This window comes from Enterobacter sp. FB (genome assembly GCF_000805795.1).
GTDB classification, from domain to species: Bacteria; Pseudomonadota; Gammaproteobacteria; order Enterobacterales; family Enterobacteriaceae; genus Enterobacter; species Enterobacter roggenkampii.
Window position 1 is genome coordinate 54706 of record NZ_JSZC01000017.1, and the last position, 16223, is coordinate 70928.

The window sequence follows — 16223 nt, forward strand, 5'->3', positions numbered from 1 at the left end:
CACTTATAAAAATCCTGACAAATCAGTCATGTACCACCTAAGGAGTAGGCGAAGGCGTATTTGATTTGCATCAATAAGCGCCCCTGCTGAATCGTTAAGGTAGGCAATAATAGAAAAGAAATCGAGGCAATAATGAGCAAAGTCAGACTCGCTATCATCGGTAACGGCATGGTCGGCCACCGCTTTATTGAGGATCTTCTCGATAAAGCCGATGCTGAGCAGTTCGATATTACCGTGTTCTGTGAAGAACCCCGCAAGGCATACGACCGTGTGCACCTGTCTTCCTACTTCTCCCATCATACCGCCGAAGAGCTCTCTCTGGTGCGCGAAGGTTTCTACGAGAAGCATGGCGTAAAAGTGCTGGTGGGCGAACGCGCTATCACCATCAACCGTCAGGAAAAAGTGATCCACTCCAGCGCCGGCCGTACGGTTTTTTACGACAAGCTGATCATGGCGACGGGCTCGTATCCGTGGATCCCACCCATTAAAGGCTCGGAAACGCAGGATTGCTTCGTTTATCGCACGATTGAGGACCTCAACGCCATCGAATCCTGCGCGCGTCGAAGCAAACGCGGCGCGGTGGTCGGCGGCGGTCTGCTGGGTCTGGAAGCGGCTGGCGCGCTCAAAAACCTCGGGGTTGAAACCCACGTTATCGAATTTGCGCCAATGCTGATGGCCGAACAGCTCGACCACATGGGTGGCGATCAGCTGCGCCGTAAGATCGAAAGCATGGGCGTGAAAGTTCACACCAGCAAAAACACCAAAGAGATCGTTCAGGAAGGGACTGAAGCGCGTAAAACCATGCGCTTTGCCGACGGCAGCGAGCTGGAAGTGGACTTCATCGTCTTCTCCACCGGCATCCGCCCGCGCGACAAGCTGGCAACGCAATGCGGTCTGGCCGTCGCGCAGCGCGGTGGGATCATGATTAACGACACCTGCCAGACCTCCGACCCGGATATTTACGCCATCGGCGAATGCGCCAGCTGGAACAACCGCGTATTCGGCCTGGTCGCGCCTGGGTACAAAATGGCGCAGGTCGCCGTGGATCATATCCTGGGCAGCGAAAACGCCTTCACCGGCGCAGACATGAGCGCCAAGCTGAAGCTGCTGGGCGTGGACGTAGGCGGTATTGGCGATGCGCACGGCCGCACGCCCGGCGCGCGCAGCTATGTCTACCTCGACGAAAGCAAAGAAGTCTACAAACGTCTCATCGTCAGCCAGGACAACAAAACCCTGCTCGGGGCGGTGCTGGTGGGCGACACCAGCGACTTCGGTAACCTGCTCCAGCTGGTGCTCAACGCCATCGAGCTGCCGGAAAACCCGGACGCGCTGATCCTCCCGGCGCACGCCTCCAGCGGCAAGCCGTCCATCGGCGTGGATAAACTGCCGGACAGCGCGCAGATTTGCTCCTGCTTCGACGTGACCAAAGGCATGCTGATCTCCGCGATCAACAAAGGGTGCCACACCGTTGCGGCGCTGAAAGCGGAAACCAAAGCCGGTACCGGCTGCGGCGGCTGTATTCCACTGGTCACCCAGGTGCTGAACGCCGAGCTGGCGAAACAGGGCATCGAAGTGAACAACAACCTGTGCGAACACTTTGCGTATTCTCGTCAGGAGCTGTATCACCTGATCCGCGTGGAAGGCATCAAGTCCTTCGACGAACTGCTGGCGAAGCACGGCCAGGGCTACGGCTGTGAGGTGTGTAAACCCACCGTCGGCTCCCTGCTGGCCTCCTGCTGGAACGAGTACGTGCTCAAGCCGGAACACACGCCGCTGCAGGACACTAACGACAACTTCCTGGCGAACATTCAGAAAGACGGGACCTATTCCGTTATCCCACGTTCCGCTGGTGGCGAAATCACGCCGGAAGGGCTGGTCGCGGTGGGCCGTATCGCGCGTGAATTTAACCTCTACACCAAAATTACCGGCTCCCAGCGTATCGGCCTGTTTGGCGCGCAGAAGGACGACCTGCCGGAAATCTGGCGTCAGCTGATTGAAGCGGGCTTCGAAACCGGCCACGCGTACGCCAAAGCGCTGCGCATGGCGAAAACCTGCGTGGGCAGCACCTGGTGCCGCTACGGCGTCGGCGACAGCGTGGGCTTCGGCGTTGAGCTGGAAAACCGCTACAAAGGCATCCGTACCCCGCACAAAATGAAGTTCGGCGTCTCCGGCTGTACCCGCGAATGTGCGGAAGCGCAGGGTAAAGACGTGGGTATTATTGCCACCGAAAAAGGCTGGAACCTGTATGTGTGCGGCAACGGCGGGATGAAACCGCGCCATGCGGACCTGCTGGCGGCGGATCTCGATCGCGACACGCTGATTCAGTATCTCGACCGCTTCATGATGTTCTACATCCGTACCGCCGATAAGCTGACCCGTACCGCCTCCTGGCTCGATAACCTCGAGGGCGGCATCGACTACCTGAAATCGGTCATTATCGACGACAAGCTGGGCCTGAACGAACATCTGGAAGCGGAGATGGCGCGCCTGCGCGAGGCGGTGATCTGCGAGTGGACGGAAACCGTCAACACCCCGGCGGCGCAGACGCGCTTCAAACACTTTATCAACAGCACCCAGCGCGACCCGAACGTACAGGTTGTGCCGGAGCGCGAACAGCATCGTCCGGCCACGCCGTATGAACGTATTCCGGTCACGCTGGTGGAGGAAAACGCATGAGCCAGTGGGTAAACATCTGCAATATTAACGACATTCTCCCCGCCACCGGCGTCTGTGCGCTGCTGGGCAACGAGCAGGTGGCGATTTTCCGCCCTCGCCACGATGAACAGGTTTTTGCCATCAGCAATATTGACCCGTTCTTTGAGGCCAGCGTGCTCTCCCGCGGCCTGATTGCCGAGCACCAGGGGGAACTGTGGGTCGCCAGCCCGTTGAAAAAGCAGCGTTTCCGCTTAACCGACGGACTCTGCATGGAAGATGAAAGCTTCTCGGTCAAACACTACGACGTCCGCGTGAAGGACGGCGAGGTACAGCTGAAAGCGTAACCCCTCGCCTTTTCAATAGGAAAGGCTTATGACCCCTTATGGGTAACGGCAGGAAAAACCGTATGTTCTGTACGATTCCTGCTGTTATCCTGACGTCAATTCTTCCCCCGCCATGAATGCTGTGAGGTAACGTCGTGGATCACCTGCCGATTTTTTGTCAATTACGCAACCGCGACTGCCTGCTCGTGGGCGGCGGCGACGTGGCCGAGCGCAAAGCGCGCCTGCTGTTAGAGGCTGGCGCCCGCCTGACCGTGAATGCCCTTTCCTTCGCCCCCCAGTTTGAGGTTTGGGCCCAGGAAGGGATGCTCACGCTGGAACAGGGTGCGTTTAATGAATCCCTGCTGGACACCTGCTGGCTGACCATTGCCGCGACGGATGACGATGAAGTGAACCAGCGCGTGAGCGACGCCTGCGAAGCGCGCCGTATCTTCTGCAACGTGGTGGATGCGCCGAAAGAGGCCAGCTTTATCATGCCGTCGATTATCGACCGCTCGCCGCTGATGATTGCGGTATCGTCCGGGGGACGTTCGCCGGTTCTCGCGCGTCTGCTGCGGGAAAAACTGGAAGCCCTGTTGCCTCAACACCTTGGCCAGATTGCGCATTATGCCGGTCAGCTGCGTTCACGCGTGAAGCAAACCTTCGCGACCGTGGGCGAGCGCCGTCGCTTCTGGGAAAAATTCTTTGTGAACGACAGGCTGGCGCAGTCGCTGGCGAATCAGGACACCAAAGCCGTTGAAGAGACGACCGAACAGCTGCTGAGCGAACCGCTGGACCATCGCGGCGAAGTGGTGCTGGTAGGCGCAGGCCCCGGAGATGCGGGTTTGCTGACGCTGAAAGGGCTACAGCAGATCCAGCAGGCGGATATCGTGGTGTACGACCGTCTGGTCTCCGATGACATCATGAACCTGGTGCGCCGCGACGCCGACCGCGTTTTCGTGGGCAAGCGCGCGGGCTACCACTGCGTGCCGCAGGAGGAGATTAACCAGATCCTGCTGCGCGAAGCGCAAAAGGGAAAACGCGTGGTCCGCCTGAAGGGGGGCGATCCGTTTATCTTTGGACGCGGCGGCGAGGAGCTGGAAACCCTGTGCGACGCGGGTATTCCGTTCTCCGTGGTGCCCGGCATTACGGCGGCGTCCGGCTGTTCAGCGTACTCTGGCATTCCGCTGACCCACCGCGACTACGCTCAGAGCGTGCGTCTGGTGACGGGCCACCTGAAGACCGGCAGCGAGCTGGACTGGCATAACCTGGCCGCCGAAAAGCAGACGCTGGTGTTCTACATGGGGCTAAACCAGGCCGCCACGATTCAGGCGAAGCTGCTGGAGCACGGTATGAATGCGGATATGCCCGTCGCGCTGGTCGAAAACGGCACCGCCATTACGCAGCGCGTGGTGGATGGCGTGCTGACGCAGTTAGGCGAGCTGGCGCAGCAGGTCGAAAGCCCGGCGCTGATCGTGGTGGGCCGCGTGGTTGAACTGCGCGACAGGCTGAACTGGTTCTCCAATCACTAACGCATATTCCTCCTCCCCGGAGTAGTCCTTAAGCGGACTACTCCCCTCTTACCGCTACCGATAACATACCGCCCCGAAGTGGAACTTTTCCCTTTATTCCCTTGAGTTACATCCAATTTTCGTTTTAAAGACAAGGAATGCGTATGTTCAAACTGGCAAAGGCCGCCGTTCTGGTTGGCCTGTTATCGACTCTGACGGCCTGCACCGGTCACGTTCAAAACACCAAAAATAACTGCAGCTACGATTACCTGCTGCACCCGGCGATCTCCATTTCGAAGATCATCGGTGGTTGCGGCCCGGCTGACCTGCTCCCCGTTGATTAGTACACCCCGATGTTAGTAATGTCTTCATAAGCCACATGAGGACATCCCCATGAAGAAGCGTTTTTCCGACGAACAGATCATCAGTATTCTCCGCGAAGCCGAAGCTGGGGTACCCGCCCGTGAACTCTGCCGCAAGCATGCCATTTCCGATGCCACGTTTTACACCTGGCGTAAGAAGTATGGCGGTATGGAGGTGCCTGAAGTTAAGCGCCTGAAGTCGCTTGAGGAAGAGAACACCAGACTCAAGAAGCTGCTTGCCGAAGCCATGCTGGATAAAGAGGCGCTTCAGGTGGCTCTTGGGCGAAAGTACTGACGACAGACCAGAAGCGGGAAGCCGTGATGTTGATGTGTGATGCGACCGGTCTGTCGCAACGTCGTGCCTGCAGGCTTACAGGTTTATCCCTGTCGACCTGCCGCTATGAGGCTCACCGTCCGGCTGCTGATGCGCATTTATCAGGGCGCATCACTGAGCTGGCACTGGAGCGCAGGCGTTTTGGCTACCGTCGTATTTGGCAGTTGCTGCGCCGTGAAGGGCTTCATGTTAATCATAAGCGCGTGTACCGGCTTTATCACCTCAGTGGCCTGGGCGTAAAACGCAGAAGACGTCGTAAAGGGCTGGCAACAGAACGTCTGCCGCTGCTCCGTCCGGCGGCGCCCAATCTGACCTGGTCGATGGATTTCGTCATGGACGCACTTTCCACCGGTCGCAGGATCAAGTGTCTTACCTGCGTCGATGATTTCACAAAGGAATGCCTGACGGTCACTGTTGCCTTTGGGATTTCAGGCGTTCAGGTCACGCGTATTCTGGACAGCATTGCACTGTTTCGAGGCTATCCGGCGACGATAAGAACTGACCAGGGGCCGGAGTTCACTTGCCGTGCACTGGATCAATGGGCCTTTGAGCATGGTGTTGAGTTGCGCTTAATCCAGCCGGGCAAGCCAACGCAGAACGGATTTATTGAGAGCTTTAACGGACGATTTCGCGATGAATGTTTGAATGAGCACTGGTTCAGCGATATCGTTCATGCCAGGAAAATTATTAATGACTGGCGGCAGGATTATAACGAATGCCGCCCGCACTCCACGCTGAATTATCAGACACCGTCTGAATTTGCAGCGGGCTGGAGAAAGGGTCATTCTGAGAATGAAGATTCCGACGTTACTAACTGAGTGTTGTATCTAATCGTGGGGGCAGGTCACGGCGGCACAGCAGTAAGCGTTTTACAGGCGTAAAAAAACCGGGATGTCCCGGTTTTTTTGTTGATGCGGAGCGTTTTTTTGTCGGGTGGCGCTGACGCTTACCCGACCTACACGGTCCCGTAGGCCGGGTAAGGCGAAGCCGCCACCCGGCACAGCGGCTTAAGGTTTCGCCACAAACCCAATCGCTTCATACACCGCTTTCAGGGTTTCGGACGCGCGCGCGCTGGCTTTTTCCGCGCCCTCTTTCATCACTTTCTGCAGGAACGCTTCGTCGTTACGGTAGCGGTGATAACGCTCCTGCAGCTCGGTCAGCATGCCGGAAACGGCATCTGCCACTTCGCCTTTCAGGTGGCCGTACATCTTGCCTTCGAAGTGTTTTTCCAGCTCAGGGATGCTCTGGCCGGTGACGCCCGAGAGGATATCCAGCAGGTTGGAGACGCCCGCTTTGTTCTGCACGTCGTAACGCACGACTGGCGGCTCGTCGGAGTCGGTCACGGCACGCTTGAGTTTTTTCACCACCGATTTCGGATCTTCCAGCAGGCCGATAACGTTGTTGCGGTTATCGTCAGACTTGGACATCTTCTTGGTCGGCTCCAGCAGCGACATCACGCGTGCGCCGGACTTCGGAATAAATGGCTCTGGTACTTTAAACACATCGCCGTAGATCGCGTTAAAGCGCTGGGCGATATCGCGGCTCAGCTCCAGGTGCTGCTTCTGATCTTCGCCCACAGGGACCTGGTTTGTCTGGTACAGCAGAATGTCTGCCGCCATCAGCACCGGATAGTCAAACAGGCCGGCGTTGATGTTTTCAGAGTAGCGCGCGGATTTATCCTTGAACTGCGTCATGCGGCTCAGCTCGCCGAAATAGGTGTAGCAGTTCAGCGCCCAGCCCAGCTGCGCGTGCTCCGGCACGTGAGACTGAACGAAGATGGTGCTCTTCTCCGGATCGATGCCGCAGGCCAGATACAGCGCCAGGGTGTCCAGCGTGGCTTTGCGCAGCTTCTCAGGATCCTGACGGGCGGTAATCGCATGGAGATCGACGATGCAGTAAATGCAATGGTAGTCATCCTGCATGCTGACCCACTGACGTAACGCGCCCATGTAGTTACCAATGGTCAATTCACCTGAAGGCTGTGCGCCACTAAAAACGATGGGCTTAGTCATTGTTCAATTCCTGATGTTCACTGTGCGAAAGCCCGAGTGCGGGCAACAAATCTTTGAAGTGGTCGAAAACGACGTCCGGCTCACTCAGCGTAATGGCCTCACCGTAGTTGTAGCCATAGGTTAACCCCACGGAAGGACACCCGGCCGCGCGGGCAGCCAGAATATCATTGCGGGAATCGCCGACAAAGAGCAGCTCCGCAGGCGTTAAGGATAATTTTCCTGCCACCAGCAGCAGCGGTTCCGGATGGGGCTTTTTGTTCTGCACGTCGTCGCCGCCCACAATCACGGAGAAATACTTCGCGATATTGAGCGCTTCCAGCAGCGGTGCGACAAACGGCGTGGGTTTGTTGGTCACCAGACCCAGCGGGATGCCCTTCGCGTGCAGCGCGCTCAGCGTTTCCTGAACGTCCGGGAACAGGAAGCTGCCCTCCTCGACGGTCTCTTCATAGAAACGATCGAACAGTTTGCGCAGAATACGCAGCTGCTCTTCCTGCGGGATGTCAGCGTGATCGACGCTCGGTTTACCCTGGGCGGAACGCTGCGACGCACGCTCCTGACGCGCCCACGTCAACGCGCGCGCCATCAGAACATCGGCGCCGTTGCCAATCCACGTGACGACGCGCTCTTCACCCGCAACGGGGAGTTCAAGTGCATACAGCGCCTGGTCGACGGCGCTCGTTAAGCCCGGCGCGCTGTCAACCAGCGTGCCGTCGAGGTCGAATGCCACACCCCGAATAGCCTGTAATTTATCCATGACTTACCTTCGCCAGCTCGCGGCGCATTTCATCAATGACTTTTTTATAATCCGGTTGGTCGAAAATGGCTGAACCAGCAACGAACATATCCGCGCCTGCCGCCGCAATTTCACCAATGTTATTCACTTTCACGCCGCCGTCTACTTCCAGACGAATGTCGTAGCCTGACTCGTCGATACGACGGCGGACTTCACGCAGCTTATCCAGCGTGTGAGGAATGAATGACTGGCCGCCAAAACCGGGGTTAACGGACATCAGCAGGATCACGTCCAGCTTATCCATGACATAGTCGAGATAGCTCAGCGGCGTGGCCGGGTTAAACACCAGACCCGCTTTACAGCCGTTCTCTTTGATCAGCTGCAGCGTGCGATCCACATGTTCAGAGGCTTCCGGATGGAAGGTGATGATGCTGGCACCCGCCGCGGCGAAGTCAGGCACGATGCGATCAACCGGTTTCACCATCAGGTGAACGTCGATCGGGGCGGTAATGCCATAGTTACGCAGCGCCTTGAGCACCATCGGACCGATGGTCAGGTTAGGAACGTAGTGGTTATCCATCACGTCGAAATGGACGACATCCGCGCCAGCCGCCAGTGCGTTGGCGGTATCTTCACCCAGGCGGGCAAAATCGGCCGACAGAATTGAGGGAGCAATCAAAAACTGTTTCATCCGCTTCTCCTTGAAATGTGTTTACCGGCGGGCAAAACGGCTCAGGGGCGATAAAGAGCCAGGAGTTCGTCCACCTTTTTACGTGTGCCGCCGTTGCTGCTAATGCTACGCCGCACCTTTACCTGAAAATGCTTCGCGGCTTTGTACCATTCGCGCGTATCAGGCGTGTCGTGATTCGAAATTAACACCGGAATTCTTTTGCTGACCAGCTTTTCCGCCATCTCCGCCAGACGCGCCTGCTCGGCAGGGCTGAAGCTGTTGGTGTGGTAGGCGGTGAAGTTCGCCGTCGCAGACAGCGGCGCGTATGGCGGGTCACAGTAAACCACCGAATTGACGCCTGCCAGTTCCATACACTCTTCATAGGAGAGGCAATGAAACTCCGCGTTCTGCGCTTTTTCAGCAAAGTGATAAAGCTCGTCCTGTGGGAAATACGGGCGCTTGTAGCGACCAAACGGCACGTTAAATTCCCCGCGCAGGTTATACCGGCACAGGCCGTTGTAACCATGACGATTAAGATAGAGGAACAGCAGGGCTCTGCGGAACGGATCCTGGCTCTGGTTAAACTCCGCGCGGAACTGGTAGTAAACGTCCGGATTATTGTTCTCGGGCGTAAACAGCTTGCGCGCCTCTGCGACATACTCATCGGTACGGAGCTTAACGATGTTATAGAGGCTGATAAGGTCGCTGTTGATATCCGCCAGGATATAACGAGAAAAATCGGTGTTGAGGAACACCGATCCCGCACCCACGAAAGGTTCGATAAGACACTCGCCTTCAGGCAGGTGCTTTTTAATATCATCGAGCAGGGGGTATTTCCCCCCTGCCCATTTCAGAAAAGCGCGATTTTTTTTCATGCTGACTAACTGATTACACCTTCTCCGGCTGTGGAGAAAGCTCCGACAGCATCCTGCGCTTTAAACATTACTTCAGATCGGCCTGAACCTGATGAATCGGCTTCGCCCATGGGTTCTTCGCCTGAACGTCAGCTGGCAGCGCCGCTACGGCACGTTTTGCTTCATCTTTTGACGAATAAACACCGCTCACCAGCACATACCACGGCTGACCGTTACGGGTCGTCTGATAAACAACATAGTTTTTCAGATTTGATTTCTTCGCCCAGCTGTTGAGGTTGTCGTAGTTAGACGAACTGCTCAGCTGCAGCGTGTAGTTGCTGGAAGGCGCAGACTTCAGCGAACCGACGTTACCTGCCGTTTTACCTGCCGCGCTGCTGGATGCGGTTGCCGTCGCGGCTGGTGCCGCTGTGGCAGCCGGTGCCGTGGTGGTCGCCGTGGCTTTCGGCGCAGTCTGCGTGACGGGCGCTTTAGCAGGCTCGCTCACCGCAGCCGTTTCCGTGCGTTTCGGCTGGGCCGGTACGGCTTTCACTTCAGGCGCTTTTACCACTGCCTGAGGTTTGGTTTCACGCTTAGGCTCAATCACTGCCTGCTTACGCTCAGGACGTGTTGTAGTCTGCGTCTGGTGCGGTTTGGTTTCCGTCGCGGCCGTTTGCGGCTGAGCGTTACCGCCGCGAATCGGGGCAACGGTTGCAGGTTCAGTTGGCAGCGTAGAGTTAACCACGACGTTATCAACCTGCTGCTGGTTCTGCGGCTGCGTCAGCGCATTGTTCAGGTCTCCCTGAACTTCCACACGCTGCTGACCTTCTGGCGCAACAGGTGCCTGACCCTGAGCTGGGGTTGAAGAAACGGGCGGCAGAGAAACATCCTGCGGCGCTGTGGTGTTACCGGCGGTCTGCTCTGCGGAAGTAGCACCCGGCGCTGGCTGTGCGCCATTCGCCTGATTGGACGCATCGTTACCGGAAAGGTTGATGCTCTTCTCAGCGGAAGCCGTTTGCTCGGTTGAGTTCGTTGACGGTGCTTTAAGCGCGGAGCCAATGCCGACAATCAGCAGCACAAGCACCAGAACGCCAAGGCCCATCATAATGTACTGGCGGGACGCCGGTTTTGGCGCAGCGGCTTTTTTACGTTTACGCGGGCGACGCTCTACAGGCTGTTCGTCCATTGAATCTTCTTCGGACTCATAATCCTCTTCTGCTCGCTCTTCGTGCGCGTTGCGGCTGCGCGAAGGGCGACGATCGTCTGCATCCAGATCAACATCGTCAAAGTTGATCTGCGGCTCGTTATCACGTTCTGAAGATTGACGAGAACGACCAGTACGACGATCGCTGGGATCGGGTTTCAGCTCGTCTTCTGGTTTGAATTCATCCATTTAACACCCCACTCAAAGGCTTATGCCAACGACTTTGCATTTCACCTGAAGCTAAACGACCACCTGCGACAGTGGCCTGACCTTTCTAGTTGTTACGCCTGCTGACAGTCAGCGATAGCGCCAAGAACGACATCGTGCGGCACTCCGCCGCGCACTTCACTCTTCCCTATTGCAAGTGGGAGTACAAGACGCATCTCACCTGCCAATACTTTTTTATCGCGCATCATGTGGGGTAAATACGCTTGCGCCGACATCTCCTGCGGCCCGTTCACCGGCAAACCTGCACGCTCAAGCAGCGCAATGATACGTGCCGTCTCTTCCGGTTTGAACTGCCCAAGGCGTTCAGAGGTGCGGGCAGCCATCACCATGCCGGCCGCGACGGCTTCACCGTGCAGCCAGTTGCCGTAACCCATTTCGGCTTCAATCGCGTGACCAAACGTATGCCCAAGATTCAGTAAAGCACGTAAGCCCGTTTCACGCTCGTCTGCGGCAACAACTTCTGCTTTCAGCTCACAGCAACGACGAATGCAGTATGCCAGTTTTGCCTCATCGAGGCCCAGCAGCGCATCCATATTCTCTTCAAGCCAGCTAAAGAACTCGCCGTCCAGAATAATGCCGTATTTGATCACTTCCGCCAGACCCGAAGCCAGCTCGCGCTTCGGCAGGGTTTTCAGACAGTCGAGATCCACCACCACCGATGCGGGCTGGTAGAACGCGCCAATCATGTTTTTGCCGAGCGGATGGTTCACTGCCGTTTTACCACCGACAGAGGAGTCGACCTGGGACAGCAACGTGGTTGGGATTTGAATAAAGCGGACACCACGCTGATAGCTTGCGGCCGCAAAGCCGGTCAGATCGCCCACAACACCGCCGCCCAGGGCAAGCAGTGTTGTATCGCGACCATGCGGTTTTTGCAGCAATGCGGTAAAGACGGTATCCAGTACCGTCAGGCTTTTATACTGCTCGCCATCGGGGAGAATCACACTGTCGACTTTTACGCCCGCCTGCTCAAGCAGGTGGCGTACGCGGTCGAGATAAAGCGGAGCCAGCGTCTCGTTGGTGACCAGCATCGCCTGATCACCCGCTTTCAGTGGTAAAAAGGAAGCTGGGTCGTTAAACAAACCAGCCGCGATGGTGATAGGGTAACTACGTTCCCCGAGAGTAACTGTAATCCTCTCCATGACGCGACATCCACCTTTAATGCTTTTACCCGCAGGCGAGTGTATATAAAGCCAGAATCAGTTGCTTTCCAGCATATGAATAATCTGGTTTGCAACCACTTTAGCGCTCTGGTCGTCGGTACGAATGGTCACATCGGCAATCTCTTCATACAGCGGATTGCGTTCATCGGCCAACGCTTCCAGAACTTCGCGTGGTGGCGTTTCAACCTGCAGCAGCGGGCGCTTTTTATCGCGCTGCGTACGTGCCAGCTGTTTCTCAATGGTCGTCTCAAGATAAACCACTACGCCACGGGCGGAGAGACGGTTGCGGGTTTCGCGAGATTTCACAGAGCCGCCGCCTGTTGCCAGAACGATGCCCTGTTTTTCCGTGAGTTCGTTGATCACTTTTTCTTCTCGGTCACGGAAACCTTCTTCGCCTTCTACGTCGAAAACCCAGCCCACATCAGCTCCGGTTCGTTTCTCAATCTCTTGATCAGAATCGTAAAATTCCATATTGAGTTGTTGAGCTAACTGACGCCCAATAGTGCTTTTGCCGGCACCCATAGGCCCAACCAGAAAGATATTGCGTTTCTCTGCCATTTTATCGGTACTACTAAGACTATTCGTTAATGGTAATCCCCGCTTCGCAGACACCCGGCGTAGCAGGACATGAACTGAAACCTCATATGCAATAGAGCGAGAGTCAGACTAAAAATTATCTCAATACTCCGGCTTGTTTGGCAACTGATTAAATCACCGCGCCGGGCGCATAAGGTAATAAGACGTAAGTCCAACTCAAATCGGTACTCCTTGTATGCTAATTCATGCCCCACGTCAAACATCTGCAACAAACTGAATGCAAAATCATTGCGGGGATCGTTACCCGTCAGCGAATACCGACCAGACGTGGTGTAATAAACACCACTAATTCACGCCGTTCGTTGTCTTTCCCGTCATGACGAAAAAGCGACCCAATCCAGGGGATGCTTCCCAGACCGGGTACGCTGTCACTGCCGGTTTTGTTCTTCTGGGAAAATATTCCGCCCAACGCAAGCGTTTCTCCACTTTTTACCTCCACCTGGGTTTCTATCTCCTGCTTGTCGATAGCCAGCGTTTCGCCATCGGCCTGCTGCAGAACCTGTCCCGGCATATTTTCGCTGATGTGTAATTTCAGGCGCACGCGTCCCCCCGGCAACACCACCGGTGTGACCTCCATTCCGAGAACCGCCTCTTTAAACTCAACGGAGGTGGCGCCGCTTTCCCCGCTTGAGACCTGATACGGGATCTCACTGCCCTGCTTAATGCTGGCAGGTTGCATATGCGAGGCCAACAGCCGCGGGCTGGCGATAATATCGACCTGCTGTTTTTGCTCCAGCGCTGAAAGTTCCAGATCAAGCAACCTGCCGTTAATCCGACCGATATTAAACCCCACGTGGCTGGTGGCGCTGGCAACAGAAAGATCGCTGCCCAGCGTCGTCAGTTGTCCCACCTTGCCCGCATCGGTAGCGTCGGCGAGATTCCACTTCACCCCCAGCTCACGCAGGCTTTTTTCGTTAATGGTCACAATATGCGCCGCCAGTTCGACCTGCTCGACGGGAATATCCATCTCCGCGGCCCAGCGCTGCAGCGTATCCACCGCAGCCTGGTTATCCCGAATCAGCAGACGGTTAGTACGTTTGTCGACGGATAAACTCCCCTTTGGGCTCAGGAGTTTTTCCGCGGCTTTTTGCAGCTCCCCGGCATCCGCATAAAAAAAGGGAATGCCCTGAGTGACCAGCGGGGCATCAAGCTGTCGACGCGCCTGTTCCTGTTCTGAACGCTCCCGCTGTTCACGCTGCCAGGCCGCGGTATGCACATAAAAAATACCGCCCTCCTCGCGCAAGACGAGCCCGGCGCTGGAGACGACCGTCCGTAACGCCTGCCTCCAGGGAACGTGCGTCAGGTTAAGCGAAAGCGTACCGCTGACATCAGGCGATACCACCAGATTACGGTTCTCCTGTGCGACCAGGGCCTGTAACACCTGGACCACAGGCACGTCATCCACCACCAGCGTGACCGGTTTTGGCGCGGCGGCCCACAGCGGTTGGCTGAACGCCAGCAGCCACAGCATTATCCGTAAATTCATTTTTGTCCGTTCCTTCTCGTTGCCACGTCCATTTTCCCGGGTCACAGGTGTCACCCACATCAACCGCCAGCTCCGCTGCATTGACGGCGGTTATCCTCCAGCCAGCCGGGAAGCGCTCATGCATTTTCAGCCGGTGCCAGCGCTTTTCCCCATCCTGTAAAATGCCGATAGTCTCCTGCCCTTCCACCAGGCCGCGAAAGCGCCACTGCGCCAGCTCGCCAATGGCGCAAGGATCGTCTGGGGGACGAAACGGATCGCGCATACCGGTCAATAGCAGCACTGAGCAAACCAGCAAACATCGCGCGCTATTTCGCATGTTCCAGCTCCAGCTGCAGGCGTAACGCCGTACCTTGTGGCGCAATCGCGAAAGCGGCGATCTGCACATCCTGCTGTGCCAGACGGGAAAAAAGTTCCGGAATGGCCTGCCACTCCGTATCCAGCGTCAGTTCCCCTCCATTCTGCAGCGGCTTCCAGTGAACCAGCGTCGTCTCATCGTTCTGAAAATCGAGCGGGGAGAATGGCGCCAGCTCCCGTGCCTTTGCAGCGTCCGGAAGAAACGGCCCCTTTCTGACAACAGGCCATAACGATGCATTAGTGCTTACATTCTCAATCAGCTGGCGTTGTTGTTCAGCACACTGCCTGTCTACCGGTCTGAGCAACGCGCCCCACGCGACCAGCCCTGCCAGGAGACTCCCCAGGCACCAGCAGAGTACCCGATGCCAGGGACGGCTTTCGCACCAGCGTTCTAACAAGGTATTCACGCGTTACCCCTCACTTTTGAGATGAAGCGTAAACATCCAGTGCCCCCGGCTATCCTGACGAAGCTCGCCCGGCGTCCCGGGCGTAAAGCCCGCGAGTTGTCCCAGCCCATCGCGCAGGGCAGAGAGGGCCGGCAGGGTGATGGCGTAACCGGTCAAAATCAGCGCAGGCGGCTGATAGCGCAGCTCTGTCAGCCAGACCTGTGAAGGAATGGCGCGGGAAAGGGAGGCCAGCACCGGTTGCCATGCGCGTCGTTGCCTGGTTTGCACGGGGAGCTGCGCCTGTGCGGCCAGTTTTTGCCGGGCGACAAGCGCGTGCTGCACGGACTGCATTCCCGTCAGATCCGTTTGCAGCGCGCGCAGTTTCACGAACTGGTTCATCCGCAGACAAACAATGACTACGAACATCAACAGTACTGTGCCGATACACATTGCGCCCCAGAAGCGCAGGCATCGCGCGCGCCGCTGCTGTCGCCAGGGCAGAAAATTCAGGATGCTCATCCGGGCACCTCGCTCATGGCCAACGCCAGCGCGACGGTATAATCAGCCCCGCATTCCGGCAGCGGAGCATGGCAGCGTTCCAGGATTTCCCACGGATCATGTCGGCAATCAAACAGCGCGATGTCATCCGGACCAAGCGCCAGCAGCGCCGCCAGCTCAGCCACGTTTTCTGCGTCGGTAGTTAAGCGGCGTCCCCACTGGTGGCGCATCGCCCAGAGCCACTGCCGATCGTCCCGCCAGGCGACGCACTTCGCTGGCGCCACTGCGGGAAGAAGATTCGTCAGCGCGCTGGCATCCGGGGTAATGGTCACCAGCCGCAAACGCAGCGTTTTCGCCAGCGCCAGAAGGGTATCGACCTCGTTGTTTTGTGCGGCCGTCACGTGAAAGGTATTGCTGAAGGTATCCTGGGCGTAGTCGAAACAGAGGGTATCGGCAGACATCTCCAGTTCGCGGGCGAGCGCGCTACCCAGCCATGAGAGCTGCTCGCTGTCGCGCAGCGCAACGGTCGGACGGGGAAGCGACCGCTGCAGAGTGCGTGCTGCCGGGAAAGAGAGGAACACCCGATGGGCGTGCGGCAGCGTTTTTCGCCAGTCGCGCAACGCATCAACCAGCTGTTCTGGCTGACAAATTTTGCCGTCACGAATGATGCCTTCGGCCAGCGGGATTGCCCACCAGCGTCGCAGACGCCAGCCGGACTTCTCCCGGTCCAGCGCCACGATCAGCACCCTATCCTGTTGAATATGAACGCCCGTTTGCCATGTTTTGAAGGCCATGCTTCACGATCTCCTTATCGCCCGTCGCCCTGACGGCTATATCAATGAATCAGGCTTGCCTTTAT

General features: G+C 57.0%; 17 protein-coding genes. 5 read left to right on the forward strand and 12 right to left on the reverse strand.

The annotated features are described in order from the left end of the window. The first annotated feature begins 132 nt into the window (after positions 1-132). The 5 genes from nirB (at position 133) to PI91_RS22545 (ending at position 6000) form a co-directional block, all read left to right on the forward strand. Positions 133-2676, forward strand: coding sequence for a nitrite reductase large subunit NirB (gene nirB / locus PI91_RS22520; RefSeq protein WP_021242204.1), 2544 nt, complete (start codon positions 133-135; stop codon positions 2674-2676). Next, complete coding sequence (gene nirD / locus PI91_RS22525) at positions 2673-2999, forward strand: nitrite reductase small subunit NirD (protein WP_008503027.1); 327 nt, start codon at positions 2673-2675, stop codon at positions 2997-2999. Before nirB ends, nirD begins: the two co-directional genes overlap by 4 nt. 134 nt (positions 3000-3133) lie before the next feature. Beyond that, complete coding sequence (gene cysG / locus PI91_RS22530; protein ID WP_008503028.1) at positions 3134-4507, forward strand: siroheme synthase CysG; 1374 nt, start codon at positions 3134-3136, stop codon at positions 4505-4507. Between the two features lie 143 nt (positions 4508-4650). Then, the gene (locus PI91_RS22535; protein ID WP_039267153.1) at positions 4651-4830 is read left to right on the forward strand and encodes a YhfL family protein; all 180 of its coding nucleotides are present in this window, start codon (positions 4651-4653) and stop codon (positions 4828-4830) included. A gap of 49 nt (positions 4831-4879) precedes the next feature. Then, positions 4880-6000 (forward strand): IS3-like element ISSen4 family transposase gene (locus PI91_RS22545; RefSeq protein ID WP_085950818.1). Its coding sequence is split into 2 segments (ribosomal slippage): positions 4880-5138 and positions 5138-6000, totalling 1122 coding nucleotides; the frame shifts between segments, so codons are not numbered across the junction. A gap of 189 nt (positions 6001-6189) precedes the next feature. Here PI91_RS22545 and trpS read toward each other — a convergent pair. From trpS to pilM, 12 genes are all read right to left on the reverse strand, one after another. Further along, positions 6190-7194, reverse strand: a complete 1005-nt coding sequence (gene trpS / locus PI91_RS22550; protein WP_024907925.1) for a tryptophan--tRNA ligase — start codon at positions 7192-7194, stop codon at positions 6190-6192. Further along, positions 7187-7948, reverse strand: a complete 762-nt coding sequence (gene gph, locus PI91_RS22555) for a phosphoglycolate phosphatase (protein ID WP_023326223.1) — start codon at positions 7946-7948, stop codon at positions 7187-7189. The genes trpS and gph overlap by 8 nt, the downstream gene beginning before the upstream one ends. After that, the gene (rpe, locus tag PI91_RS22560; protein WP_008503032.1) at positions 7941-8618 is read right to left on the reverse strand and encodes a ribulose-phosphate 3-epimerase; all 678 of its coding nucleotides are present in this window, start codon (positions 8616-8618) and stop codon (positions 7941-7943) included. Before rpe ends, gph begins: the two co-directional genes overlap by 8 nt. A gap of 41 nt (positions 8619-8659) precedes the next feature. Further along, positions 8660-9472 (reverse strand): adenine-specific DNA-methyltransferase, encoded by an 813-nt coding sequence (gene dam / locus PI91_RS22565; RefSeq protein WP_008503033.1) that lies wholly within the window; start codon positions 9470-9472, stop codon positions 8660-8662. A 67-nt stretch (positions 9473-9539) separates the two neighbouring features. Further along, positions 9540-10841, reverse strand: coding sequence for a cell division protein DamX (gene damX / locus PI91_RS22570; RefSeq protein WP_023294719.1), 1302 nt, complete (start codon positions 10839-10841; stop codon positions 9540-9542). A gap of 92 nt (positions 10842-10933) precedes the next feature. Beyond that, on the reverse strand, positions 10934-12022 hold the full coding sequence (aroB, locus tag PI91_RS22575; RefSeq protein ID WP_023326225.1) for a 3-dehydroquinate synthase: 1089 nt from the start codon (positions 12020-12022) through the stop codon (positions 10934-10936). A 57-nt stretch (positions 12023-12079) separates the two neighbouring features. Continuing rightward, positions 12080-12601: a shikimate kinase AroK gene (gene aroK, locus PI91_RS22580; RefSeq protein ID WP_003861630.1), complete on the reverse strand. Its 522-nt coding sequence runs from the start codon at positions 12599-12601 to the stop codon at positions 12080-12082. 286 nt (positions 12602-12887) lie between these two features. Further along, entirely contained in the window at positions 12888-14126 is a 1239-nt protein-coding gene (gene hofQ / locus PI91_RS22585) for a DNA uptake porin HofQ (protein ID WP_039267154.1), read from the reverse strand. After that, entirely contained in the window at positions 14038-14442 is a 405-nt protein-coding gene (locus tag PI91_RS22590) for a HofP DNA utilization family protein (protein ID WP_032664745.1), read from the reverse strand. The genes hofQ and PI91_RS22590 overlap by 89 nt, the downstream gene beginning before the upstream one ends. Next, complete coding sequence (locus PI91_RS22595) at positions 14432-14887, reverse strand: hypothetical protein (protein WP_023294721.1); 456 nt, start codon at positions 14885-14887, stop codon at positions 14432-14434. Before PI91_RS22595 ends, PI91_RS22590 begins: the two co-directional genes overlap by 11 nt. Positions 14888-14890: 3 nt before the next feature. Beyond that, positions 14891-15385: a PilN domain-containing protein gene (locus PI91_RS22600; RefSeq protein WP_023294722.1), complete on the reverse strand. Its 495-nt coding sequence runs from the start codon at positions 15383-15385 to the stop codon at positions 14891-14893. Beyond that, entirely contained in the window at positions 15382-16158 is a 777-nt protein-coding gene (pilM, locus tag PI91_RS22605) for a pilus assembly protein PilM (RefSeq protein WP_023294723.1), read from the reverse strand. Before pilM ends, PI91_RS22600 begins: the two co-directional genes overlap by 4 nt. Positions 16159-16223: the final 65 nt, after the last annotated feature.